The organism is Thermobifida cellulosilytica TB100 (assembly GCF_001517975.1).
Taxonomy (GTDB): domain Bacteria; phylum Actinomycetota; class Actinomycetes; order Streptosporangiales; family Streptosporangiaceae; genus Thermobifida; species Thermobifida cellulosilytica.
Genome location: NZ_KQ950180.1, coordinates 1,256,811 through 1,281,038 on the forward strand (window position 1 = coordinate 1,256,811; position 24,228 = coordinate 1,281,038).

Annotated in this window: 23 protein-coding genes and 1 tRNA gene; 11 read left to right on the forward strand and 13 right to left on the reverse strand. The window is 72.9% G+C overall.

Annotated features, from left to right (window positions below; genetic code table 11):
• The first annotated feature begins 17 nt into the window (after positions 1 to 17).
• On the forward strand, positions 18 to 1,682 hold the full coding sequence (locus AC529_RS19465; protein WP_083948001.1) for a MinD/ParA family ATP-binding protein: 1,665 nt from the start codon (positions 18 to 20) through the stop codon (positions 1,680 to 1,682).
• Between the two features lie 550 nt (positions 1,683 to 2,232).
• Positions 2,233 to 4,047: a phosphoenolpyruvate carboxykinase (GTP) gene (locus tag AC529_RS05410; RefSeq protein ID WP_068754040.1), complete on the forward strand. Its 1,815-nt coding sequence runs from the start codon at positions 2,233 to 2,235 to the stop codon at positions 4,045 to 4,047.
• 95 nt (positions 4,048 to 4,142) lie between these two features.
• Here AC529_RS05410 and AC529_RS05415 read toward each other — a convergent pair.
• The 4 genes from AC529_RS05415 to AC529_RS05430 all read right to left on the reverse strand — a co-directional run bounded on the left by AC529_RS05415 (position 4,143) and on the right by AC529_RS05430 (position 5,577).
• Positions 4,143 to 4,231, reverse strand: a tRNA-Ser gene (locus AC529_RS05415).
• A gap of 247 nt (positions 4,232 to 4,478) precedes the next feature.
• Positions 4,479 to 4,913, reverse strand: coding sequence for an ATP-binding protein (locus AC529_RS05420; RefSeq protein ID WP_068754042.1), 435 nt, complete (start codon positions 4,911 to 4,913; stop codon positions 4,479 to 4,481).
• Positions 4,910 to 5,164 (reverse strand): hypothetical protein, encoded by a 255-nt coding sequence (locus AC529_RS05425; protein ID WP_068754044.1) that lies wholly within the window; start codon positions 5,162 to 5,164, stop codon positions 4,910 to 4,912. Before AC529_RS05425 ends, AC529_RS05420 begins: the two co-directional genes overlap by 4 nt.
• Positions 5,164 to 5,577: a hypothetical protein gene (locus tag AC529_RS05430; protein WP_232306581.1), complete on the reverse strand. Its 414-nt coding sequence runs from the start codon at positions 5,575 to 5,577 to the stop codon at positions 5,164 to 5,166. Before AC529_RS05430 ends, AC529_RS05425 begins: the two co-directional genes overlap by 1 nt.
• A 197-nt stretch (positions 5,578 to 5,774) precedes the next feature.
• On the opposite strand from AC529_RS05430, the gene AC529_RS05435 reads away from it, so the two are divergent.
• Both AC529_RS05435 and AC529_RS05440 read left to right on the forward strand, forming a co-directional pair.
• On the forward strand, positions 5,775 to 6,605 hold the full coding sequence (locus AC529_RS05435) for a helix-turn-helix domain-containing protein (RefSeq protein ID WP_083947938.1): 831 nt from the start codon (positions 5,775 to 5,777) through the stop codon (positions 6,603 to 6,605).
• Positions 6,606 to 6,619: 14 nt separating this feature from the next.
• Entirely contained in the window at positions 6,620 to 6,811 is a 192-nt protein-coding gene (locus tag AC529_RS05440) for a DUF397 domain-containing protein (protein ID WP_068754048.1), read from the forward strand.
• Positions 6,812 to 6,988: 177 nt separating this feature from the next.
• Here the strand turns inward: AC529_RS05440 and AC529_RS05445 are convergent, their stop codons facing one another.
• Positions 6,989 to 7,720 (reverse strand): PIG-L deacetylase family protein, encoded by a 732-nt coding sequence (locus AC529_RS05445; protein ID WP_068754050.1) that lies wholly within the window; start codon positions 7,718 to 7,720, stop codon positions 6,989 to 6,991.
• 554 nt (positions 7,721 to 8,274) lie between these two features.
• Here AC529_RS05445 and dnaN point away from each other — a divergent pair.
• Together dnaN and AC529_RS05455 are read left to right on the forward strand one after the other, a co-directional pair.
• Positions 8,275 to 9,411 carry a DNA polymerase III subunit beta gene (dnaN, locus tag AC529_RS05450; RefSeq protein WP_068754052.1) on the forward strand — a complete coding sequence of 379 codons (1,137 nt, stop codon included), beginning with the start codon at positions 8,275 to 8,277 and terminating at the stop codon, positions 9,409 to 9,411.
• 183 nt (positions 9,412 to 9,594) lie between these two features.
• On the forward strand, positions 9,595 to 10,587 hold the full coding sequence (locus tag AC529_RS05455) for a malate dehydrogenase (RefSeq protein ID WP_068754054.1): 993 nt from the start codon (positions 9,595 to 9,597) through the stop codon (positions 10,585 to 10,587).
• A 79-nt stretch (positions 10,588 to 10,666) separates the two neighbouring features.
• Here the strand turns inward: AC529_RS05455 and AC529_RS05460 are convergent, their stop codons facing one another.
• From AC529_RS05460 to AC529_RS05470, 3 genes are all read right to left on the reverse strand, one after another.
• Entirely contained in the window at positions 10,667 to 11,092 is a 426-nt protein-coding gene (locus AC529_RS05460; RefSeq protein WP_068754056.1) for a PPOX class F420-dependent oxidoreductase, read from the reverse strand.
• A gap of 203 nt (positions 11,093 to 11,295) precedes the next feature.
• Positions 11,296 to 12,105 (reverse strand): DUF2786 domain-containing protein, encoded by an 810-nt coding sequence (locus AC529_RS05465; RefSeq protein ID WP_068754058.1) that lies wholly within the window; start codon positions 12,103 to 12,105, stop codon positions 11,296 to 11,298.
• A gap of 173 nt (positions 12,106 to 12,278) precedes the next feature.
• Entirely contained in the window at positions 12,279 to 12,698 is a 420-nt protein-coding gene (locus AC529_RS05470) for a hypothetical protein (protein WP_068754059.1), read from the reverse strand.
• A 355-nt stretch (positions 12,699 to 13,053) separates the two neighbouring features.
• On the opposite strand from AC529_RS05470, the gene AC529_RS05475 reads away from it, so the two are divergent.
• Both AC529_RS05475 and AC529_RS05480 read left to right on the forward strand, forming a co-directional pair.
• Positions 13,054 to 14,019, forward strand: a complete 966-nt coding sequence (locus tag AC529_RS05475; RefSeq protein ID WP_068754060.1) for an ATP-binding cassette domain-containing protein — start codon at positions 13,054 to 13,056, stop codon at positions 14,017 to 14,019.
• A complete protein-coding gene (locus AC529_RS05480) occupies positions 14,016 to 14,816 on the forward strand; it encodes an ABC transporter permease (RefSeq protein WP_083947940.1) in 801 nt (266 codons plus the stop codon). Before AC529_RS05475 ends, AC529_RS05480 begins: the two co-directional genes overlap by 4 nt.
• A 42-nt stretch (positions 14,817 to 14,858) precedes the next feature.
• Here AC529_RS05480 and AC529_RS19965 read toward each other — a convergent pair whose 3' ends face one another.
• The 3 genes from AC529_RS19965 to AC529_RS05495 all read right to left on the reverse strand — a co-directional run bounded on the left by AC529_RS19965 (position 14,859) and on the right by AC529_RS05495 (position 18,591).
• A complete protein-coding gene (locus AC529_RS19965) occupies positions 14,859 to 16,145 on the reverse strand; it encodes an alpha/beta hydrolase family protein (protein WP_068754572.1) in 1,287 nt (428 codons plus the stop codon).
• Positions 16,146 to 16,222: 77 nt separating this feature from the next.
• Positions 16,223 to 16,897, reverse strand: a complete 675-nt coding sequence (locus AC529_RS05490; protein ID WP_068754062.1) for a response regulator — start codon at positions 16,895 to 16,897, stop codon at positions 16,223 to 16,225.
• A 59-nt stretch (positions 16,898 to 16,956) separates the two neighbouring features.
• Positions 16,957 to 18,591 carry a sensor histidine kinase gene (locus AC529_RS05495; RefSeq protein WP_068754063.1) on the reverse strand — a complete coding sequence of 545 codons (1,635 nt, stop codon included), beginning with the start codon at positions 18,589 to 18,591 and terminating at the stop codon, positions 16,957 to 16,959.
• 90 nt (positions 18,592 to 18,681) lie between these two features.
• On the opposite strand from AC529_RS05495, the gene AC529_RS05500 reads away from it, so the two are divergent.
• Positions 18,682 to 19,485: a PhzF family phenazine biosynthesis protein gene (locus AC529_RS05500; RefSeq protein WP_068754574.1), complete on the forward strand. Its 804-nt coding sequence runs from the start codon at positions 18,682 to 18,684 to the stop codon at positions 19,483 to 19,485.
• Positions 19,486 to 19,494: 9 nt separating this feature from the next.
• Here the strand turns inward: AC529_RS05500 and AC529_RS05505 are convergent, their stop codons facing one another.
• Positions 19,495 to 20,403: an NUDIX domain-containing protein gene (locus tag AC529_RS05505; RefSeq protein WP_232306582.1), complete on the reverse strand. Its 909-nt coding sequence runs from the start codon at positions 20,401 to 20,403 to the stop codon at positions 19,495 to 19,497.
• A 337-nt stretch (positions 20,404 to 20,740) separates the two neighbouring features.
• Here AC529_RS05505 and AC529_RS05510 point away from each other — a divergent pair, with 337 nt between their 5' ends.
• Positions 20,741 to 23,077: a Tex family protein gene (locus tag AC529_RS05510; protein WP_068754065.1), complete on the forward strand. Its 2,337-nt coding sequence runs from the start codon at positions 20,741 to 20,743 to the stop codon at positions 23,075 to 23,077.
• 63 nt (positions 23,078 to 23,140) lie between these two features.
• On the opposite strand, the gene AC529_RS05515 is transcribed toward AC529_RS05510, so the two are convergent.
• Positions 23,141 to 23,881 carry a DUF2306 domain-containing protein gene (locus AC529_RS05515; protein WP_068754067.1) on the reverse strand — a complete coding sequence of 247 codons (741 nt, stop codon included), beginning with the start codon at positions 23,879 to 23,881 and terminating at the stop codon, positions 23,141 to 23,143.
• 133 nt (positions 23,882 to 24,014) lie between these two features.
• On the opposite strand from AC529_RS05515, the gene AC529_RS05520 reads away from it, so the two are divergent.
• Positions 24,015 to 24,228: MerR family transcriptional regulator (locus tag AC529_RS05520; protein WP_157080091.1), on the forward strand; the 214-nt coding region annotated here is incomplete at its 3' end.

A 24,228-nucleotide genomic window follows, 5' to 3' on the forward strand; every position in this document is an offset into this window, starting at 1 on the left:
AGCAGCCGCGGCCCGACCTGCCCGAGGCCGACCCGCTCGACCCGCCCGCCGCCCGCACGGAGAGCGCACCGTACGCGGACGCCGCGCCGCGGTGGCCGGAACCCTCCCGCCAGGAGCCCCTGGCCCCGGCGCTTCCCGCCCCCGACCCGCTCGACCCGCCGCTGCCTCCCGCCGTCCGGAAGCCCGAACCGCGCCCGGAGGCCGAAGCGGCGCCGCCCGCCCCCTCCGCTGCGGAACCGACGCCCGCCCCGGAGGCTCCCCGGCCCCGGGACGGGGAGGGACCGGACGCCGACCAGCCGTCGTCCGTCCGGTCGCGGTTCAGCCGCAACCGGCCGCAGTTGCGGCAACTGCTGGAGGAGGCGCAGCAGCGGTCCGCGGCCCCGCCGCCGCCCGCCGAGGACGTGCCCGAACCCGAGCCGCTGCCGCCGCTGGACAGCACCGCGTTCTTCTCCCCGTCCCCGTCCCCGCCGCGGCCGACGCCGCCCGCTCCGGACCGCCCCGCGCCGGGACGCCCGCCGGAGCGCCCGGAGCCGCCCCGCGCCGGCGGAGGCCCGGGCCCGGACCTCCTGCCCGCCCCGGCCCCGAGAGAGCCGCTGCCGCCCGCTCCCGCCCGCGAGGAGCCGCGTTCCGCCCGACGTCCCCCCGAACTGCCCGCCCCGGCCTCCTCTCCGCCGGTGCCGCTGTCCGCCGCCCTGCCGCAGCGGCGCTCTGCCACCCCGCCGGGCGGCGTCTCCGCAGGTCCCAGCACCTTCGCCCCGCCCGTGGTGACACCCGGACGGGAGTGGACCGGAGGCCGCCGCTCCAGCATGACCTCGGGCTGGCGCCGGGCCGTGGAGTCGGTGACCTTCGGCCTGATCAGACCGGGCGGCTCCCGGGCCGAACGGCGCCGTCAGGAGCTGATCAGCCGCGCGTGCACCCACGTGGTGGGCGGCCACCACCGGGTGGCGGTGCTCTCCCTCAAGGGAGGCGTCGGCAAGACCACGACGACCGCCGCCCTGGGCTCCACCCTGGCGTCCCTGCGCGGCGACCGGGTGCTGGCCGTGGACGCCAACCCGGACCGGGGCACCCTGTCGGACAAGCTGCAACTGGAGACTCCGGCGACCATCCGGGACCTGCTCAACGAGAAGGACACGATCTCGCGCTACGCCGACATCCGCGCGTTCACCTCGCAGGCGCCGTCCCGGCTGGAGGTGCTCGCCTCCGACCAGGACCCCGCCGTCTCGGAGGCGCTCAGCGAGTACGACTACCGGGAGGTCTCCCGGATCGTGGAGCACTTCTACTCGATCACGCTCACCGACTGCGGCACCGGTCTGCTGCACTCGGCGATGCGGGGCGTGCTCGGCCTGGCCGACCAGATCATCGTGGTGTCCACCCCGTCGGTGGACGGTGCGCGCAGCGCGTCGGCCACCCTCGACTGGCTGGACGCCCACGAGTACGGCGCGCTGGTGCGGGGCGCGGTGGTGGTGCTGTCGATGGTGCGCCGCAACCACCGGTCCAACGTCGACCTGCAACGCCTGGAGGAGCACTTCGCCTCCCGGTGCCGCGCCGTGGTACGGGTTCCGTGGGACCCGCACCTGGAGGAGGGCGCGGAGATCCACCTGGAGCGGCTCCAGCCGGCCACCAGCGACGCCTACCTGGAGCTGGCCGCCGTCGTGGGGGAGGCGTTCGCCTGGCCCCGGTGAGCGGCCGCCCAGGCGCAGCGCACGGACGCACCCGGCACCGCCCCGCCGTTCCCGGAACGGCGGGGCGCACTGCTGTGCGGGCCGGGCACGGCCGGGCCTCCTGTCCGGAACCGCCGTCGCGCCGCGTGTTCCGTTCTCGTCCGCCGGGAAAACAGCGACGGAAGACACCGGAATGATCGCGCAGCGTTTTCCCACCCCCGGGAGGACGCGTTTCGATCAGGTCGGATAACCTCGTTTCCGAGGTGTGCTCCGCACGGCGCACCCCAATTCCCTTCCCTGCCCGCCAAAAGAGGTCCAGAGGTTCTCCTCCAGCATTGTCAATGCTGTGGCCTAAATCTCAGAAATTCGCGCATATCCCCCGTGACGTGGGCAGTTGCCCGAGAAAGAAAAGCGACCAGAAACCCGTAACAGGCCCAGGACTGGCATTGTCCAGCGCTTTGAATGGTCTAGTCCAGAAGCGCAACAAAGGTCTAGTCCAAGGTCTATGCCAACTGGTCGGAATGGGGGTTGGTACTCCATCATTTGTGTCAACCCCTGAGGAGGAGGAATCGTGACTACTGCGGTCCACGGAAAAAACGTGGCTCCGACCAGCCATCAGGAGTTGGTCGACTGGGTGCGCGAGATCGCGGAGCTGACGCAGCCGGACGAGGTGGTCTGGTGCGACGGTTCGGACGCCGAGTGGGAGCGACTCACCTCCCAGCTCGTGGAACAGGGCACGCTGATCCGGCTCAACGAGGAGCTCCGGCCCAACAGCTTCTACTGCCGCTCCGACCCCAGTGACGTCGCCCGGGTGGAGGACCGCACGTTCATCTGCTCGGAGCGCGAGGAGGACGCCGGCCCCACCAACAACTGGGTCGCCCCCGCCGAGATGCGCGCCACCCTCAAGGAGGTCTTCACCGGCTGCATGCGGGGCCGCACCATGTACGTGGTGCCGTTCTGCATGGGCCCCCTCGGCGGCAGCATCTCCCAGCTCGGCGTGGAGATCACCGACTCCGCCTACGTGGCGGTGTCCATGCGCATCATGACTCGAATGGGCGCCCCCGCACTGCGCCTGATCGAGGAGCGCGGCACCTTCGTCAAGGCCGTCCACTCCGTGGGCGCCCCCCTGGAGCCCGGCCAGCAGGACGTGCCCTGGCCGTGCAACTCCACCAAGTACATCACCCACTTCCCGGAGACCCGGGAGATCTGGTCCTACGGCTCCGGCTACGGCGGCAACGCGCTGCTCGGCAAGAAGTGCTACGCGCTGCGCATCGCCTCGGTGATGGCCCGCGACGAGGGCTGGCTGGCCGAGCACATGCTCATCATCAAGGTGACCCCGCCCTCCGGGGAGCCCCGCTACGTCGCCGCGGCCTTCCCCAGCGCCTGCGGCAAGACCAACCTCGCCATGCTCCAGCCGACCGTCCCCGGCTGGAAGGTCGAGACGATCGGCGACGACATCGCGTGGATGCGCTTCGGCGAGGACGGCCGCCTCTACGCCATCAACCCGGAGTACGGCTTCTTCGGCGTCGCCCCCGGCACCGGAGAGTCCACCAACGCCAACGCGGTCCAGGCGCTGTGGGGCAACAGCATCTTCACCAACGTGGCGCTGACCGACGACGGCGACGTGTGGTGGGAGGGCCTCACCGACGAGCCGCCCGCGCACCTGACCGACTGGCGGGGCCGCGACTGGACGCCGGACTCCGACGAGCCCGCCGCGCACCCGAACGCCCGCTTCACCACCCCCGCCTCCCAGGCGCCCACCATCGCGCCCGAGTGGGAGGACCCCAACGGCGTGCCGATCTCGGTGATCCTGTTCGGCGGCCGCCGCGCCTCCGCGGTGCCCCTGGTCGTCGAGGCGTTCGACTGGCAGCACGGCGTCTACCTGGGCGCGAACGTGGCCTCCGAGCGCACCGCCGCGGCCGAGGGGAAGGTCGGCGAGCTGCGCCGCGACCCCTTCGCGATGCTGCCGTTCTGCGGCTACAACATGGGCGACTACTTCGGCCACTGGCTGAAGATCGGCAAGCAGGCCGACCCGGAGAAGCTGCCGCGGATCTACTACGTGAACTGGTTCCGCAAGAACGCCGAGGGCAAGTTCGTCTGGCCGGGCTTCGGCGAGAACAGCCGCGTGCTGAAGTGGATCATCGAGCGTCTGGACGGCACCGCCGAGGCCGAGGACACCCCCATCGGCCGGGTTCCGGCGCCGGGGGCGCTCGACACCACGGGCCTGGACCTGTCGGAGGAGGACCTGGAGCTGCTGCGGTCGGTGGACCGGGACGTCTGGCGGCAGGAGGCCGACCTGGTCCCCGAGTTCTTCAAGTCCTTCGGCGAGCACCTGCCCGACGAGCTGTGGGACGAGTACGAGGCGCTGCGCCAGCGGCTCGGCTGAGCGGCCGCGCCGACCGTCTCGACCGGCTCTGACCGCGGCCGAGCAGAACACCGGGCTCCCCTCCACGCCCGTGGAGGGGAGCCCGGTGCGTCACGCGGAGGGTGTGGGATTTGAACCCACGAGGCCGGGTCACCGACCTTACGCTTTTCAAGAGCGTTGCACTCGGCCGCTATGCGAACCCTCCAGGGACCACGAGTCCTCCAAGCGATGGTAACCCACCGGGGGCGAAGACGCGCGACCGCATGATCAGCGGTGATCTCGGCACCGTGGCGGCGTGCTCTTCCCCCGGTGTCGACTGGTGGGTGCACGTGGTCCGGCGGACGGCTGCAGGCCGGGGAAGGTCCGGGCTTGACCTGCGGCGGCCATGTCCCCAGGGCCATCGGCCACGCCGATTCTGGCTCTGGGGGCATGGCCGCCGCGTTTTGCGGGGGTTAGGTGGTGTGGTTGGGCGGGTTGGTGGTCCAGGTGAGGTGGAAGTAGACGCCGTGCTGCCAGGGGGCCAGGGTGCCCCAGGTGGTGGCGAGCTGGTCGACCAGCAGCAGGCCGCGGCCGTGCTCGGCGAACGGGTCGGTGGGCGCGGCGATGTGTGGGAAGGTCTGCCATTGGCGCGGGACGCGGGTGTGGACCTCGGTGCGCAGCCCGTAGGCGTCCACGGTGAGGTGGACGGTGAAGGTTTCACCGGGGTCGCCGGAGCGGGTGTGGCGCAGCGCGTTGGTGGCCAGCTCGGAGGTGAGCAGTGCGGCCCGGTCCACCACCTCGTCGGGGGCGGTGGTCTCGGGGCAGGCGTGCAGTACGCCGGTGACGAACCTTCGGGCGGCGGCCACGCTGGCGGGCAGGCCGGGCAGGGTGGTGAAGGCCACGGTCACCGAGCCGCCTCCCCACGAGACGGACCACTCCAGGGGCGGGTGCGCCGGTACAGGGCGACCGCCGACAGGGCTGCGCCGAGCAGGCTGTCGAGGTTGGCCAGCGCGGTCACCGTGGTGGACACGTCGTGGATCGGCAGGATGAGCCGGTCGGTGCCCAGCACCACGGCCAGGCCCTGGTCGTGGTCTTCGACGCGGGCACGCCCGTCGGCCAGCAGCGCCACCTGATCAGGGGTGAGGGTGTAGTCGGCCATCACCGGCCCCCGTGCGGGTGGCTGTCCAGGTAGGTGCGCACACGCCCGCGGGCTTGTTGGCCGTAGTAGCCGCGCACGGGGTCGGGGTGTTCGTAGGTGGCCAGGATGTGGTCGAGCAGGTCCACGTCGTCCACCGCCACCGTGCTGCCGGTCACCCGGTTGCGCGCCACATACGGGCAGGGGGAGGCGTGGGTGTAGGTGATCTCCCACAGTGCGGAGTACCGGCGCGCACAGGCGGCGAACACCGGGTAGTTCGGGATGCGGGGTGGGAGGGCCCGCGCCTGCCGAGGCGGCGGCGCGGCATGCCGCGGCCGGTGCACCACCGGCCGACGCCGGGGCGGTCGCGGGGGCGGGCTGGCGAGCTCGGCCAGCAGGACCAGGGGCAGTAACAACCAGAACAGCAGGACGCGCACGAAACCTCCCAGAAGCGAGAGCCGCTGGACAAGGGCGGCAGCGGATGATGAGCACTACCATCTTGTGATCGAAAATTTCGAATCGCAGGTCTTATGGCAAGATTCTTGAGACGAATATCCTGATCAGAAAGTCACGAATGTCCAGATCAGACCCCTCGGCGATACCATCTCCTCGACGCGAGAGGGGAGAGGACCACATGCACAAGGCACCACAGGTCCGACGTGAGCTGTCAGTGCAGATGCGCGCCCGCCGTCTCGCAGCAGGCATGACCATCAGCCAGGTAGCGGAAGCACTGGAGTGGTCCGAGACGAAAATCTCGAATGTGGAAACCGGCCGCACCAAACATCCGGCCGTGTCCGACATCGGGTTGATGCTCGGCCTCTACGGAGTCACCGGCCCCGAACGCGACGCCATCCTCGACCTGGCCCGCAAGTCTCGCCGCCGCGACTGGTGGGCTGACTACGACGATGTGCTCACCGGCGCCTACGCCTCGTTGGAGTCTGGGGCCTCCAGCGTGCGCAGCTATGAACCCGCCTATATTCCCGGCCTGCTGCAAACCACCGACTACATGGCCGCAATCTCCCAGGCCACACTCATCCGCGACCCCGCCGCGATCGACCGCATGGTGGAGGCACGGACGAAGCGGCAGGAAATCCTGGAACGCCCCGACGCGCCCGACGTGTGGGCGATCATCGGACAGCACGCCCTGGAACTGCTGATCGCCCACGATCGGGAGTTGGCACATCACCAGATCGAGCATCTGCTGAACATGGCCGACCGGCCGAACATCACCATCCAGGTTCTCCCGACCTCGGCGGGCTTCCACCCCGGTATGGGAGGTGCCTTCACGATCCTCGGCTATGCCTCCAGCAGCGAGGGCATCGTCTTCATCGAGGCCGACGTTGACGGTCTGTACCTGGTCAAGGACGAAGAGCTGGAACGCTACCGCAAGTACCACGACCGGTTGGTCGCCAAGGCGCTCGACCCCGATGACGTCTCCGGCTACCTACGGGGACTGATCACCTGAAAGGAGACCCCGCGATGGGCTCGCCCGAGCTGAAGTTCCGCAAGTCCTCCTACTCCAACCCACAGAACTGCGTCGAGGTCGCCACCATCCCCGAGAGACCCGCCGCTGCGGTGCGTGACTCCCAGAACCCCCACCTCGGCCACCTGGTCATCCCCGGCCGGGAGTGGGCCGCGTTCCTGGACGCGGTACGCAACAGCGAACTGTAGGACCACAGCGAAAAGGCCCCGACGGAATCCCGTCAGGGCCTTGCTCATATCGCCGCCGAGCCCACCCGCTCCAGGGGACCCGAACAGGTCGCCAGCCCGGCACCGACCACGATGATCTTGACGCGAATGGGCGTGAAACCGCAGATCATGGCCCTTTTCTGTCAAGATCATGCCGGTTCAGCGCGGGAAGACCTCGAAGGTGACCGCCGGACGCCCGCCGAAGGAGGCGGCGTTCGCGGACAGCATCTCGTCGAGGAAGGACCGCGCGTAGGTCTCCGGGTCCTCGTCGGTGAGGCCCTCGATGTAGGCACGGTGCTCCAGCAGGGAGCGGACCGCGCGTTCGTAGCCCGCGGTGGCGTCCACGGCGTGGGTGGGCCTCGGGGAGGCCGCGACCGCCACCCAGCGCACTCCGTCCCACGGTTGCAGGCCCTGCTCGACGAGCTCCGGGAAGATCCACCGGTTGCCCGCGTCGGCGGCGGCGTCCAGCGTGGCCCGGCCCACGGCCTTGTGGTCGGGGGTGTTCCAGAAGGTGTCGCCGAAGGTGTCGCGGTGGTTGAGGGTGACGACGAGTTCGGGGCGGTGCCGCCGGATCGCCGCGGCGATGTCGCGGCGCAGCGCCGGACCGTACTCGATGACGCCGTCGCGGTGGTCGAGGAACTCGACGGTGGTGACGCCGACCACGGCGGCGCTGGCGATCTGCTCGCGCTCCCGCAGGGGGGCCGCCTCGGCCGGACTGATGCCGTCGATGCCCGCCTCGCCCCGGGTGGCCAGCAGGTAGGCGACCTCCTTGCCTGCGTCGGTCCAGGCGGCGATGGCCGCGGCGGCCCCGTACTCCAGGTCGTCGGGGTGGGCGACGACGGCGAGGGCGCGCTGCCAGTCCTCGGGCATGGGAGCGAGCTGCTCGGTCACGTGCCTCTCCTGTCCTCTGGTTCGGGTGGGAGTTCCGATGATTCCAGGGGGCCGGGTTTCCGGGGACGCCGGAGAGCACCCCGAAGGGTGGCCTGTCGGTCATGTCTGCGCCCGTGCCCTCGACGGGACCGGTCGCGCGGAGCCGTCCGGGACCGTAGGGGAAGGCTCCCGGCATCCGGCCGTGCCCTCCCCGGTCGAGCCTCCGGCCGGACCGCTGTCCCGGACGCGCGAAAGGCGGCCCACCGACCGTCCGGATGGCTGCCGCCTTCACTTCGGCAGGGCTAGTGCCCTGGGCACCGCTGACGGTACGGCCCCGCGTGAGCCCAGCGCACCCCGGTTTCGGTACGGAGTCCGGCCCCGGGCCCGCCTGCGCTGCCCACGGCTCCCGCGCCGCCGACGGGGGCGCAGCGGGCGTTCGGCGGGCGCGGACTGCGGGCCCCGGATCGGGCGGGCCGCCCGGAAACTGTCCACAACCTGGGGAAACCCGCCGAGATTGTCGTACCCCCTGGGTAGGGTCCTCTTCGACGCCGGAACACCGGACGGGGGAGGCCGCAGTGAGATTCCGAGCCGACCGCGACGCCTTCGCGGACGCCATCACCTGGACGGCGCGGGCACTGCCCGCCCGGCCCGCCGTGCCCGTGCTCGCCGGGATGCGCCTCGACATCGCCGACGCCGCCTCGGGCACGCTGCACCTGTCGGGGTTCGACTACGAGGTCTCCGCCCGCGCCTCCGTGGACGTGCAGGTGGAGGAGGCCGGCAGCGTCCTGGTGTCGGGGCGGCTGCTCGCCGAGATCGTGCGCAACCTGCCGCCGCACCCGGTGGGGCTGCGCGTGGAGGGCTCGCGCGCCCTCCTCACCTGCGGCAGCGCGAGGTTCACGCTGCTCACCCTGCCGCTGGAGGACTACCCGACGCTGCCGCCGATGCCGCACGCCGTCGGTTCGGCGCCCGCCGACGCGTTCGCCACGGCGGTGCGCCAGGTGCTGCCGTCCACCAGCCGCGACGACACGCTGCCCATGCTCACCGGGGTGAACCTCACCTTCCGGGGCGACGCGGTCCTGCTGGCCGCCACCGACCGCTACCGGATCGCGGTGCGCGAGCTGTGGTGGCAGCCGGAGCAGCCCGGCATCGACGCCTCCGCCCTGGTCCCGGCCCGCACTCTCGGCGAGTTCGCCCGGAGCCTGGCGGGCGGCACCGTCGGCATCGCGCTGTCCGCGGCCGACGGCTCGACGGCGGGCGAGGGCATGATCGGCTTCGAGCACGCCGGGAAGCGCACCACCACGCGGCTGATCGACAGCGACTTCATCAGCTACGAGTCGCGGTTCCCCGAGGAGGTCGCGGCCCGCGCGGAGGTCGCGGTGGCCTCCCTGGTCGAGTCGGTGCGGCGGGTGGCGCTGGTCGCCGACCGCAGCACCCCGCTGCGGCTGTCCTTCAGCTCCTCGGAGGTGGTGCTGGAGGCGGGGTCGGGCGAGGACGCCCAGGCGCTGGAGGTCCTGGACGTCAAGTTCGAGGGCGAGCCGATGCGCATCGCGTTCAACCCGCAGTACCTGCTGGACGGCCTGACGGGCGTGGAGTCGGAGACCGCGCTGCTCAGCTTCGTGGGTCCCACCCGGCCGGCGGTCATCACCGGCGCGCCCGCCGAGGAGGGGGGCAGGCCGGACTTCCGCTACCTGGTGATGCCGCTGCGGGTGTGAGCGGGCCGGGCGGGGCAGCCCGGCCGGGGCGACACAGGGGGCCGCAAACCGGGGGTGGTCCGCAGCACCCCCGGACCTAGTTGGAAGACTGGGCGCAAGACGATTCGGGCGGGGTTGCGGCGTTCGACGCCCACCGGCTCGCGCCGTTCCCGCACACTTCCGAGCGACCAGGAGAGACAAGCCATGGCCAAGGCCCCAGTCAACGTCACTGTCACCGGCGCGGCCGGACAGATCGGCTACGCCCTGCTGTTCCGGATCGCCTCGGGCCAGCTCCTCGGCGCGGACACCCCGGTCAAGCTGCGGCTGCTGGAGATCCCGCAGGCGGTCAAGGCGGCCGAGGGCACCGCGATGGAGCTCGACGACTGCGCGTTCCCGCTGCTCGCCGGGATCGACATCTTCGACGACCCCCGCAAGGCGTTCGACGGCGTGAACGTGGCCCTGCTGGTCGGCGCCCGCCCCCGCACCAAGGGCATGGAGCGCGGCGACCTGCTGGAGGCCAACGGCGGTATCTTCGGGCCGCAGGGTGAGGCCATCAACGCGGGCGCGGCCGACGACGTGCGCGTCCTCGTCGTGGGCAACCCGGCCAACACCAACGCCCTGATCGCGCAGGCGCACGCCCCGGACATCCCGGCCGAGCGGTTCACCGCGATGACCCGCCTCGACCACAACCGCGCGCTGTCGCAGCTCGCGGCGAAGCTGAACGTGGGCGTCAGCGACATCAAGAAGATGACGATCTGGGGCAACCACTCCGCCACCCAGTACCCGGACATCTTCCACGCCGAGGTCAACGGCCGCAACGCCGCCGAGGCCGTCAACGACGAGGAGTGGCTGCGCGACACGTTCATCCCGACCGTCGCCAAGCGCGGCGCGGCGATCATCGAGGCCCGCGGCGCCTCCTCGGCCGCGTCGGCCGCCAACGCCGCGATCGACCACGTCTACGACTGGGTGAACGGCACCCCGGAGGGCGACTGGACGTCGGTGGCGCTGCCGTCGGACGGCTCCTACGGCGTGCCGGAGGGCCTGATCTCCTCGTTCCCGGCGGTGTCCCGCAACGGCTCCTGGGAGATCGTGCAGGGCCTGGAGATCAACGAGTTCTCCCGCGAGCGCATCGACGCCTCCGTGCGCGAGCTGGAGGAGGAGCGCGACGCCGTCCGCAAGCTGGGCCTGATCAAGTAGCGGACCCCGCCGGACAGGCCGTCCACAGTTTGTGGACAACCTGTCCGAAAAGCGGGAGCGGACGCTTCTGGAGGGCTGGTCAGTCGGGCCAGCCCTCCATGCTTTCCACAGGGTCGTCCACAAGCAGGCGGAGCTCGTAGTGGGCGGGTTCGTGGCGCAGCAGCCGGTAGGACAGGGGCATCGCCCAGCGTTGCAGCATGGGATTGCGGCGGGCGAGCAGCCGGGCCGCCTCCCTGGCCTCGTCGTCGGAGAGTGGTCGGACTCGGCCGCGCACCGGGGTGCCGACCGGCTCCCCGCGGAGCGTGCATGTGCGCAGGTCAACGAAGGGGTAATCGGCCATTCTCGCGGCCGTTCCGGAATTCTTGCCGACCCGGAAGAGCAGGCGGTCGCCGTCCAGGGCGATGCCCACCGGCGTGTGGATCGGGGTCAGGCCGTTGTCGAGATAGGTGGTGAGCAGCGCGATCCGGTGGTTTCGGAATTCCTGGAGAAGCGCGGTCCTGGGCATCCTCTTCCCCTCCTGAGCAGGAGCGTCGTCGGAGTTCCCCTTCCCGGTCCACAGGGCGTCCACCGTCGGCCGCGCCGTTGTGGACCAAGTTATCCACAGATTTCCACAGGTTTATCCACAGCCTTTGAGAAGCTGGGGACAACCGTTTCCGGCCCTGGGGAAAAAGGGCGGAAAACCAGAGGCGGAGTTGCCGTACCGCCCGGTCAGTCGGCCTCCGCCCGGCCGGGCAGCGAGTTGCTCCGCCCCCGGCCCACCGCGGTCTCCATGCCCAGTTCGGCCTTGCGTCCCCGCAGGTAGCCCGCACGGTACCCGGCCCGGTGGTGGGTGCGCTCGGGGCGGGTGGGCCGCAGTTTCGGAAAGCGGCGCTCGAACTCCTCCTGCACCCGGTCGACGTCGGTGCGCAGCACCAGTTCCGTTCCCGTGGTCGGAGTATCCGGCTCCCCGGCGCCGTCCCCGCCGCGTCCGGCGTTCTCCGCCAGCCGGGTGCGGAACTCGCGGATGCGTTCGGCGACCGCCGCCCCGTAGGCGCGGATGAACGACCGGTAGAACCGGTTGCGCTCGGTGGCCAGCGCGGACCGGTCGTAGTTGCGCAGCTCGCGCAGGTTGGCGATGTGCTCACGGGCGGAGGAGCGGGCCGAGGACTCCATCTGCATGCTGATGGACGGCAGCAGCACCCGCAGCGAGTCCAGCGCGGTGGCCGTGCCCACGATGATCAGCGTCCGGTCGGTGTTGGCGGAGGTGTTGCCGCGCACCGCCGACTGGCAGCCGTAGGCGGACGCGATCGCCGCGAGCGCCTTGACGCGGGCCTTGCCGTGGCCGCCGACGCCGGAGACGGGGAAGTCCATCCGGGTGATCTCCTCGACCCCCTCACCGCGCTGTGCCCGCGCCTCGGCCTCGGCGATCGCGTGGCGGGTCATCAGCTCGGCGGCCTTGGCGGTGAACGCCTGGCTCTCGGCGTCGGTGACCGCGGGGTCCTCGGCCATGCGCAGGAGTCCGCGGACCCGTTCGATCATCTTCCTCCGGGCGTCTCCCCCGGTGCGTTCCCGTGCGTCAGACGCCATAGGCACAGCTCCGTTCCCCGAGCGGGTGGCGGTCAAAAACCGCTCCGGGGCGTGCGTCCCCCGGAGCGGTGAAGATCGGCGGCGGTCCTGTCAACCGCCCAGGTTGTCAGGTGTCGTCCAAGAGACTACTTCCTGTTGCCCACCACCATGGCGACGATCCCCAGGATGACCCAGATGACGGCCGCGCTGGCGGCACCGCCCATGATCGCGAAGAGCAGTCCGCCGCTGAGCAGGCCGCCCACCGCCACACCGGCGCCGCCCAGCGCGGCGGGAACCGCGGCGAACCGCCACGGGTACTGGGCCGCGTACCGGCGGGCCCGCCGGTCGCCCCTGCTGCCCAGGAGGCCGACCGCACCGCCCACCAGAGCGAAGAAGAAGGCCGCGGTGCCGAAGCCGCTGCCCAGCGCGTCGAGCACCCCCGCGCTCAGGTTCGTCAGGAGGGAGATGGCCCCGGTCACGCCGCCCGCGATCACGGAGCTGCGCCACGGCCAGATCAGCGTCGCCGAGGCGACGGGAGTGAATGCGTTGCCGCGCTCCAGCGTCATGTCTGCTCCAAGTCCGTCGTGCGCGGTCCGGACGGTACGGCCCGGACGTTCTCGTCTTCCACCATGCCCCGAAACGATCCGGGTCACATCGGGCATCGACCCTGACTTCCCCCTGAACCTTCGCGGTAGGGGCGGAAACGGTCGTCGACCTGGTTGTCCCGGCCCGCTCCGACAACGAACCGGACCGGGGAAAAGTGCCCGTTCATCCCCTTCGACAGTTCACGTCCCGACAACGGTTCCACCGGCGACTACACCTTTGGGCATAGCGCGCCGCACACGAAACGCCGATGTGCCGCCCCGGCCCCGCCGCCTACCGTCGGCATGTCAGAGCTTCCCGAACCGGAACGGTGCAGCAGTGCTCACAGCGCGTGAACTCACCAAACGCTACGGCGGGACCACCGCGGTGGACTCCCTCACCTTCGACGTCCGCCCCGGCCTGGTCACCGGATTCCTCGGCCCCAACGGCGCCGGGAAGTCCACGACCCTGCGGCTGCTGCTGGGACTGGACCGGCCCACCTCGGGCGAGGCCCTGGTGAACGGCCGCCGCTACGTCCAGCTCCCGCAGCCCGCGCGGCAGGTCGGGGCGCTGCTCGACGCCTCGGCCGGGCATCCGGGGCGCAGCGCCCGCGCCCACCTCCTCGCCCTCGCGCGCGGTGGCGGGATTCCCCGCCGCCGCGTGGCCGACGTGCTGGACGAGGTCGGGCTGTCCGACGTCGCCGACCGCCGGATCGGCGGATTCTCGCTGGGGATGCGGCAGCGGCTGGGCATCGCCGCCGCCCTCCTGGGCGACCCCGGCGTCCTCGTCCTCGACGAGCCGCTCAACGGGCTCGACCTGGACGGGGTCCGCTGGGTGCGCGGCCTGGTGCGCGCCCTCGCCGACGAAGGCCGGACCGTGTTCGTGTCCAGCCACCTGATGAGCGAGATGCAGCTCGTGGCCAACCGGCTCGTGGTGGTCGGCGGCGGCCGGCTCGTCGCCGACGCGCCCACGGCGGAGCTGATCGCCTCCTGGTCGGACCCCCGCGTCGTGGTGCGCACCCCCGACCCCGCCCCGCTCGTCGAACAGCTCCGCCGGTCCCCCCGGGGACCGGTCAGGGTGGCTCCCGGCGCCGACGGCGTGCTGCTGGTGCGGGGGGCGACCCCGGAGGAGGTCGGCGACGCCGCCCACGCCGCCGGGGCGCGCGTGCACGCCCTGTACCGCGAGGAGGCGTCACTGGAACAGGTCTACCTCGACCTCACCGGGGCCGAGGTCCGCCACCGGGCCGCACCGCCGCGGAGCCGTGCCGCCGCGCACGGCCGCACCGCCCGGAAAGGGGACCGGTGACCTCCCCGACCGTGCCGGCCCGGCGTGCCCTCGCCCGAGCCGCGGCCATGGAGTGGACCAAGCTGGCCTCTGTGCGCACCACCTGGTGGTGCCTGGGCCTGGGAGTCCTCGGAATGGCCCTGTTCGCCCTCTTCATGGGGGCCTCGGCGGCCGACCGCATCGCCGAGGACCCCGACTCCGCGGCCGGCTTCTCCTACTCCCGGACCGTCTCCCACGGCGTGTTCTACCTGGTGCAGTTCGTCGTCCTCACGCTGGCCGCGCTCGCGGCCACCAACGAGTACGCCAACGGCGGCATCACCGCCACCCTGCTGGCCGTGCCGCGCCGCGGCGTACTCCTCGCGGCGCGCACCGCGGTCACGGCCGGGCTCTCCTTCACCGCGGGCGCCGGCACGGCGGCGCTGGGCCTCGGGGTGCTGTGGCTGCTGGTCGGCGGCCACGTGTCCCCCGACCCGGGCCGCGCCGCGCACACGGTCCTGGGCGCGGGCGTGTGCATGGCCCTGCTCGCGGTGCTGTTCACGGGGCTCGGCACGGCACTGCGCGGCACCGCGGGCACCCTCGCCGCCGGTTTCCTGCTGCTGCTCGGACTGCCGCTGGTGTTGCAGCTCAGCCAGACGCAGTGGCTGAACGACCTCGCCGCCTGCCTGCCCGGACTCGCGGGGATCGAGTTCTACGCCTCCGGGGACGTCGGCTTCTACACCGCGCCCCACGACGGGGCGGTGAACCTGTGGACGGTGCTGGGCTGGGCGGTCGCGGCGCAGTGCGTCGGCTACGCGGAGCTGTGCGCCCGCGACGCCTGACCGGGACGGCCCCGGCGCGGGGGCGGGGGCCGTCCCGGTCGCTCAGTCGACGAACACGACGTCGGGATGCTCGGAGGAGGGGCCGTCCAGGAGCGGCCGTTCCACGCCCCGCAGGTGCTCGTCGAAGAAGGCGGTGAGGTAGGCGCGCTGCGCGGCCACGCTCCGGTCGGGGTCGACGGCGCCCACCGCGCCCTCGACCGTGTCCTCCCAGGCCGGGCCGCCGGGCCGGAGCCCCTCCTGAAGCTGCGGGACCTGCCACTGCAGGTCCGTGAAGCTCATGTGCTCCCCCTCCGGCAGGTGCAGTTCCAGCACCGGGCCGGTGGACGCCTCTCGGAACATCCGCCAGTCGGGGGCGTCCCGGCTGGTGTGCGGCTTGCCCTCCGGTCCGCTGCGACCCGCGCCGAACAGCAGGAACGGCCGGTCCACGCCGCGCAGCGCGGCCTCGGCCCAGTCCTCGTCGCCGATGTGGTAGGCGATGCTGCCGTCGAGGTCGGCGCCCGCGTCGACGCGGTCGTCGTCGAGCATCACCTCGGCGGCGGCGAGCCCGCCCGCGGAGTGACCGAACACGCCGACCCGCTCCGGGTCCAGGGCCTCGCCCAGTCCTTCGGGCAGCGTCCGCCCGCCGGCGTCGGGGTTGCCGCCGCCGGCGAGCTCCGTCACGGCGTCCAGGACGAGGCGGAGGTCGGCCACCCGCGTCCGGAGCGCGGACCGCAGCGTCGGCGCGTCGCCGCCGGGAACGCTGTCCCGCACCACGCGGCCGTCGGGGAACTCCACCGCCGAGGTCTCGTGGGGGTGGTCCACGGCCGCCACCGCGTACCCCTGGCTGGCCAGCTCCTCCAGGTGCGCGGTGGCCTGGTGGCGGGACTGGTTGAACCCGGGCGAGTACAGCAGGACCGGCAGCGGTCCCGCGTCGGCGGCGACGCCGGCCCCGTCCACGGCGTTGGTGGACGAGCCCGCGAAGTCGACGGCGCCGCGGGACAGGCCCACCTGCTCCAGTTGTCCCGCGAGGACGTCGGCCACCGCGTCGGGCACGTAGCGCGCCCGCTCGCCGCCGTCGTCCTCGGCCGGGTACCACAGCGTCACCATCAGCTCCCGCTGCTCGACCCCCTCCGCCCAGGGGTGGCCGCGGTCCTCGTCGACCAGGTGCAGGTCGACCCGGCCGACGGCGTGGGGACCGGTGGGCTCGGGCGGGGCCAGCCGGACCGGGTCGGGTGCGGTGAGCGCGGCGACCGCGGGAGGAAGGGAGCAGCACACCGCCAGGGCGGCGGCCGCCGCCCCGTAGGCCAGGAGCCGGCCGCGGTGGGTGGAGAACCATTGCTTCGTCACCATGTCCGGGAGCATCGCCGTTGCGCGGCCCGAGCGCATCGGCCGAACGTCAACCGAGTCCTCCCCCGATCGTCACCCGCTCACCACGGGCCGCCCGCGACCAGGCCCGCCTCGTAGGCGAGGACCGCCGCCTGGACCCGGTTGCGGACCTCCAGACGGGTGAGGACGGAGCCCACGTGCACCTTGACGGTGCCCGCGGCGATCCCGAGCCGGGCGGCGATCTCCTCGTTGGACAGTCCTTCCCCGACGAGGGCGAGCACCTCGCGTTCGCGGGCCGTCAGCCGCTCGATCCGCTGCCGGGCGGCCGCTCCGCGCGACATCCGGCCGCCGGCGCCGGTGGTGCCGAGTTCGGCGATGATGCGGTGCGCCACCTCCGGTGACAGGTAGGCGCCGCCGTCCGCGACCGCCCGCAGCCCGGCGACCAGCTCCCGGGGGTCGCCGGTCTTGAGCACGAACCCGGAGGCGCCGCCGCCCAGCGCTCCCGCGATGTAGGCGTCCTCGGAGAAGGTGGTGAGGATGACCACCGCGGTGTCGGGGAACTCGGCCGTGATGGCGGCCGTGGCGGCCAGTCCGTCGACTCCCGGCATCCGCACGTCCAGCAGGGCGATGTCGGGGCGGTGGGCGCGGACCAGTTCGACCGCCTCGGCCCCGTCGGCGGCCTCGCCGACCACCTGGAAGCCCGGGGCGGCCGTGAGGATCGCGCGGATCCCCGCGCGGACCATCCGTTCGTCGTCGGCGAGCACGATCCGGATCACGCCTGTTCCCGTCCCCGTAGCGTCCGTCGAACCGTCGGCAAGCCTATCCGCCCGGCGGCTCACTCCCGGGCGACCACGTCCTTGTCCACCAGGACCCCTCCCGCGAAGCACAGCCGGTACAGCGGTGTCCGGCCGCCGCTCCCCTCGGTCAGGTAGTAGCGGCAGTCGGCGCCGGGCGGGGCCGGGGGCTCCCCGGGGATCGGGCCGGGACGGTGGTCGAACCGCGGCAGCCGCTGCTCCACGGCGGCCCGGTCCGCGCCGACGCGCAGCCGGTCGTAGTCGGCGCGGGGCAGCACGGTGTTGGCCTCGGCGTACCACAGGGTGAGGAAGCCGAGCACGGTGACGGCCACGGCCAGCCCCGACGGCACGACCAGCGCCGCCGCCAACCGGCGCCGGGCACTGTCCCGCATCCGGTTCCAGTGGCGCGCCGTCTCCGTCGCCTCCCCGGCGGGCTCCTCGGCAGGCGCGGTGGCGCCGCCGGCGTCCGCGGTCTCGGGGATCCGCGCGGTCACGGTGAAACCGCCCGCCGCCCCGGCGCACCGGTCGGGACCGGCCTCGAACGCGCCGCCCATCCCCTCGACGAGGGCGCGCAGCCCGGCCAGTCCGGAGCCGTTGCCCGCCGCACCGGCGCCGAATCCCCCGGTGTCGGCGACCCGCACGGTGGTCGTGCCGTCCTCCCGGACGATCCGCACCTCCACGCGCGCTCCGGGGGCGTGCCGGGCGGCGTTGGTCAACGCCTCCTGGACGACACGGTGGACGGCCCGGCCCGCGGGGGTCGCCGGATCCGGGTCGGGGCCCTCCCGGACGAGGCGGACCGGCATCCCCGCGTCCACGGCCCGCGCCACGACGTCGGCGGCGGTCTCGGCGGCCGGTTCGGCGGCGGGCGTCCCGTCCTCTCCGCGCAGCACGCCGATGATCTCACGCAGCCGCAGGGTGGCCTGGTGCGCCGCGACGCGGAGTTCGGACGCGGCGGCCCGCGTCCCCTCCTCCTCGGAGGTCATCTCCAGGGCCGCGGCGCGCACCGCGATCAGGGCGAGGTCGTGTCCCAGGGAGTCGTGCATCTCGGTGGCGATGCGGGACCGCTCGCGCAGTCGGGCCCGTTCGGCGTCACCGGCACGGGCCCGTTCCATCCGTGCGGCGATCTCCCAGCCGGCCGTGCGCCACTGCGCGTGCCGCTTCTGGTACCGGCCCAGCAGCCACGGCGCCACGACGGCGGCGATCAGCACGAGCACGCCCCCGGCCCAGTCGGTGAGCCCGGTCAGCGCCGCACGCGGATCCCCGTCGGAGGCCCACGCCGCCCCGAGCGCCGACAGCATCGTCAGCGCCGCGGTGACGGTCAGGACGACGACGGGGGCGGCCCTGCCGTCCCGCCGTCCCGCGAGGAACGCCAGCACGACGCTGGGCAGCACGTAGGTCGGGGTGAAGACGTCGACCATGCCGACGGCGACGGCCGCGCTGTGCAGCACCCCCGCGCCGACGGTGAGTCCGAGCGCGGTGAGGGGACGTTTCCGCCGGACTCCGAACGCGACCGCCAGCAGCAGCGCCATGACGGCGGTCTCGGCGGTCGGCGCGGCACGGACGCCGGCGAGCTCCGCCGCCAGCACCCCGGTCAGCACCGCCCACAGCACGAGGTCGGCCGCCCACGCCGCCCGGGGAACCGGACGGCCGGCGCGACCAGGCCACCGCTCACGCATGCCGTTCAGTGTAGGAGGGCGGAAACACCCGTCCCGGTCCGTTCCGGCCGCGCCCCGGCGCCCTCCGCAGGCCCTCCTATGCTGGGCCGCATGCACCGTTTCCACGTGGTGGACGCCTTCACCGACCAGCCCTTCCGGGGCAATCCCGCCGCGGTCCTCGTCCTCGACGGGCCCTACGACGACGCCTGGGCGCAGCGGGTGGCCGCCGAGTTCAACCTGTCCGAGACCGCGTTCGTGCGGCCCGTGACCGCCGACGGCGCCGACTACGAGCTGCGTTGGTTCACCCCGCGGACCGAGGTGGACCTGTGCGGACACGCCACCCTCGCCGCCGCGCACGTGCTCGTGGAGCACGGCGCGGGCGGGCCGTTCCGCTTCACCAGCCGCAGCGGCGTGCTCACCGTCACCGTGCGCGACGGCATGCTGTGGCTGGACTTCCCCGCCAACCCGCCCTACGCGAAGGAGGTCCCCGACGGTCTGCTGGCGGCGCTCGGCGGCGAACCGGTGTGGGCGGGGTTCAGCGACGTGGGCGACTACTTCGTGGTCTACCCGGACGAGGCGGCGGTGCGCGCGCTCGTCCCCGACCTGGCCGCGGTGGAGCGGTGCACCGTGCGCGGGGTGACCGTGACCGCTCCCGCCGACGCCGCGCAGTCCCACGACTTCGTGTCACGGCTCTTCGCCCCCGCGGTGGGGGTGCCCGAGGACCCGGTGACCGGCAGCGCGCACACCGCGCTCGGCCCCTACTGGGCGGGTCGGCTGGGCCGCACCCGGCTGGAGGCGGTCCAGTGCTCGGCGCGCGGCGGCGACCTCACCGTGGAGCTGCCCGCGGACGCCCCCGACCGGGTGCACATCGGCGGGCGGGCGGTCACCGTCAGTGAGGGGACGCTGCACGCCTGAGCACCCGGGTCAGCCCGACAGCTCCATGCCCGCCGTGGCCAGGCCGCTCGCCCACGAGGCCGGGACCGGGTGGGCGCCCGCGGCGGCCGACCGGCTGCGCACCTCCGGGTCGTCGCTGGCCACCACCACCCGCACCCGCGCGGCGTGCCTGCGGGTCAGGCGGGCGATCGCGGCGGCGGCGTCCTCGAAGACCGGCACCACCTCCACGCCCGGGACGGACGCGGGGGCGGTGACCCGGGCGCGGGCGTCCACCACCACCAGCACGTCGGGGAAGCGCCGGTACAGGGGGGCCAGGGACAGGCCGGAGGGCAGCACGTCGTCGGTGACCCCGGCCCGCACCAGGGCGGCCAGCCCGTCGCGCAGGGGCTCGACGGGCGCGCTGTCCTGCTCCGGGCCGGTGGCGTCCACGACGAGCAGCAGCCGTTCGGACAGGGCCGCGGAGAGTTCCGGCCAGACCTGTGCGAACGCGGGGATGAGCGGCAGCGACGGCACCTCGTGGACCGGGACCCAGCGGATGCTCTGGCTCTCGGAGTTGCCGGGGGCGAAGGGGCGCCGCTCGGCGGTGTCGGCCAGCACGGTGTCGAACGCCCAGACCTGGTAGTCCTGGCGGTGGACGCCGAACAGCGACAGCACACCCAGCTCCCCCTCGACCTCCTCGGTGAACTCGCGCAGCGCGGCCTCGATCAACGACTCCCCGCTGTTGCGGGCGCCGCCCGGCAGCCCCCAGGTGCCGCCCTGGTGGGTCCACGGGGCGCGGTGCTGCAACAGCACATGACCGGTCCCGGACTCGTCGACACTGTGCAGCAGCAGCCCCGAGGCCCCGTACAGTCCCCACCGACGAGAACCGTCGGCCAGCGTCACCCAGCCGTCTCCGTCCCCTGTGAACACCCAGACCTCCAGAGTCGCACCGTCGGACACCCCTCGTGGGTCTCACGTCGCACAACCCAGCATGCCTGTTCAGAGCTTCCGTAACCGGAGATCCGTGAGATCCGTTGCCGAGCTCTGACCTCCCCGCCCGGCCTTCCGGGCGGACCGCCTCCGATCCGCCCGCGGTCCGCGGGAGCGGCGGTCGGGCCCAGGGGGTATCTTCTGATCCACCCCGGCGCCGGGACGGGTGCGCGGGACGGCGGGCGCCGGTCGGCGCACCGCCGCGTACCGACCGGCATCTCCCCCCGGTGAGGTCCCCCGGCGCCGGGGACGCGGGCAGGCGGCACAATGCCCCTGTCTCACCTCAGGGAGAAAGCGGATTCAGACAGTGACGACGTCTATTCACCAGCGGATCGCCGAGGAACTCGGGGTGCGCGAACGGCAGGTGCGGGCCGCGGTCGAGCTGCTCGACGGCGGCGCGACGGTGCCGTTCATCGCCCGGTACCGCAAGGAAGCCACCGAGATGCTCGACGACGCCCAGTTGCGGGCGCTCGAGGAGCGTCTGCGCTATCTGCGGGAGTTGGAGGAGCGCCGCACCGCCGTCCTGGAGTCGGTGAAGGCCCAGGGCAAGCTCACCCCCGAACTGGAAGCCACGATCATGGCCGCCGACTCCAAGGCGCGCCTGGAAGACGTCTACCTCCCCTACAAGCCGAAGCGCCGCACCAAGGCGCAGATCGCGCGCGAGGCCGGACTGGAGCCGCTGGCCGACGCGCTCGTCGGCGACCCGTCCCGCGACCCGCAGGCGGAGGCCGCCGCCTACGTCGACGCGGAGAAGGGCGTGGCGGACGCCGCCGCCGCGCTGGAGGGCGCCCGCGCCATCCTGGTGGAGCGGTTCACCGAGGACGCCGACCTCATCGGTGAACTGCGGGAGCGCATGTGGCAGCGGGGCCGCCTGGTGTCGCGGGTGCGGGAGGGCAAGGAGGAGGCCGGCGCGAAGTTCGCCGACTACTTCGAGTTCGCCGAGGCCTTCACCACGCTGCCCTCCCACCGGGTGCTGGCGCTGTTCCGCGGGGAGAAGGAGGAGGTCCTCGACCTCACCCTGGAACCCGAGGAGGAGCCGGAGGACCCGACGGTCCGCAGCGGCTACGAGGTCCGCATCGCCCAGCACTTCGGCATCGCCGACCGGGGCCGTCCCGGTGACCGCTGGCTGCTGGACACGGTCCGCTGGGCGTGGCGCACCCGCATCCTGGTCCGGCTCGACCTGGACCTGCGCGCCCGGCTGTGGCAGGCCGCCGAGGACGAGGCGGTGCGCGTGTTCGCCGCCAACCTGCGTGACCTGCTGCTGGCCGCGCCGGCCGGGACGCGGCCCACCATCGGCCTGGACCCGGGGCTGCGCACCGGGGTGAAGGTCGCCGTGGTGGACGGCACCGGCAAGGTGGTGGACACCGCGACGATCTACCCGCACGAGCCGCGCAACCGCTGGGACGAGTCGATCGCGGTGCTGGCGGAGCTGGCGCGCAGGCACGGCGTGCAACTGGTCGCGATCGGCAACGGCACCGCGTCCCGGGAGACCGACCGGCTCGCCGCCGACCTGATCAGACGCCACCCGGAGCTGAAGCTCACCAAGGTGATGGTGTCGGAGGCGGGCGCGTCGGTGTACTCGGCGTCGGCCTACGCCTCGCAGGAGCTGCCGGACCTGGACGTGTCGCTGCGCGGCGCGGTGTCGATCGCGCGGCGGTTGCAGGACCCGCTGGCCGAGCTGGTGAAGATCGACCCGAAGTCGATCGGCGTGGGCCAGTACCAGCACGACGTGTCCGAGGTGAAGCTGTCCCGCTCGCTGGACGCGGTCGTGGAGGACTGCGTGAACGCGGTCGGGGTGGACGTCAACACGGCGTCGGCGCCGCTGCTCAGCCGGGTGTCCGGGATCGGCCCCGGGCTGGCGCAGAGCATCGTGGCGCACCGGGACGCCAACGGCCCGTTCCGCTCCCGCAGCCAGTTGCGGGACGTGCCGCGGCTGGGGCCGAAGGCGTTCGAGCAGTGCGCGGGCTTCCTGCGCATCCCCGGCGGCGACGACCCGCTGGACTCCTCCAGCGTCCACCCGGAGGCCTACCCGGTGGTGCGGCGCATCCTGGAGGCGACGGGCCGGGACGTCCGGTCGCTGATCGGCGACACGCAGACGCTGCGCTCGCTGCGCCCCGAGGACTTCGTGGACGAGCGGTTCGGGCTGCCCACCGTCACCGACATCCTCGCCGAGCTGGAGAAGCCGGGCCGGGACCCGCGCCCGGAGTTCCAGACGGCGGCGTTCCGGGAGGGCGTGGAGGAGATCACCGACCTGGAGCCGGGGATGGTGCTGGAGGGCGTGGTCACGAACGTGGCCGCGTTCGGCGCGTTCGTGGACGTGGGGGTGCACCAGGACGGCCTGGTGCACGTGTCGGCGATGTCGAAGAGCTTCGTCAAGGACCCGCGGGACGTGGTCAAGCCGGGCGACATCGTGCGGGTGAAGGTGCTGGACGTGGACGTGCGGCGCAGGCGCATCTCGTTGACGCTGCGCCTGGACGACGAGGTCGGCGGGCGCGGCGGCGGGGAGCGCGGGCGCTCCGACGACCAGCGGCGCGACCGGGGCGGCCAGCGCCGCGGGGGCGAGCGGCGGCAGCGCGGCGGCCGCGGTGAGCAGCAGCCCTCGGGAGCGATGGCGGAGGCGCTGCGCCGGGCCGGACTGGTGTAGCCGTCCGGGCGGGGTGTCCCGCCCGGACGGTGGGGTGGAGGCCGTGCGCTCGGGCGCGCGGCCTCACTCGTGTGCGCCGACGGCGGCCTGCTGCGCCCCGGCGAGGGCGCGGCGGGCCTCCCGGGCGGCGCGGCGGGCCAGGTAGACCTCCGTGAGCAGCAGGTTGGGCACCCAGGCCAGCCAGTGGCTGAGGGAGTAGGCGGTGTCGAAGAGCCGGTCGAAGTCGCCGCCGTAGAAGGAGTCCAGCCAGGGCAGTTGCAGCGCGACGAGGAGGCCGAGCCACAGCCGCAGGGTGACCGCGGCGAAGGTGAGGGAGAAGTTGCGCAGCATCCACTCCCGGTGCTCGGCGTAGCGGCCGGTGCGCGCGGCGCGGTAGGCGGCCAGGGCCGTGGCGAGCCACAGCACGTCGAGCAGCAGGAAGGCGAGGACCGAGACGGGGCCGCTGGTGGTGAGCAGGGCGGCGCCGATTCCGGTGAGCGCGGAGGGCAGCACCCCGGCGAACAGGTAGACGCGGCCGATCCAGCGGTGCCGGCTCCTGCGGCGGCGCAGCCGCCTGCTGAGCTGGAACGGCCCGGTCAGCAGCGCCACTCCGCCGGTCGCCGCGTGGACGACGACGAGGGGGAAGTGCAACGCCGAGTCGGGGCGCAGCTCGATCCGGCTGAGGTCGGGGTCGAGGGTGAGGTAGACGGGCACGATGAACAGCGCGGTGAGGGCGGAGACGACGGCGGTGGCCGCCACGGGCAGCGAGGCCCGGCTGCGACGGCCGGAGCCGCGGGGAGGCGCGAGGCTGTCGGCAGTGGTCATGGTCGGTTCCTGCTTCCGGCGTGGCTAGGCTGACGGGACACGAGGTTTTCGATAGACGCCTTATCGATAATTCGATTATCGATAGTCAGGCTATCGGCATGGTGCCGGGGAACGCAACGCGGAGGAGTCAGGGATGCGCATCGGCGAGTTGAGTCGGCGCAGCGGCGTGTCCGTACCGACGATCAAGTACTACCTGCGGGAGGGGATGCTGCCCGAGGGCGAGCGGACCGCCGCCAACCAGGTCCGCTACTCCGAGTCGCACCTGCGCCGACTCCGGCTGATCCGCGGGCTCATCGACGTCGGCGGCCTCCCGGTCCCCACCGTGCGCGAGGTCCTCGCCGAGATCG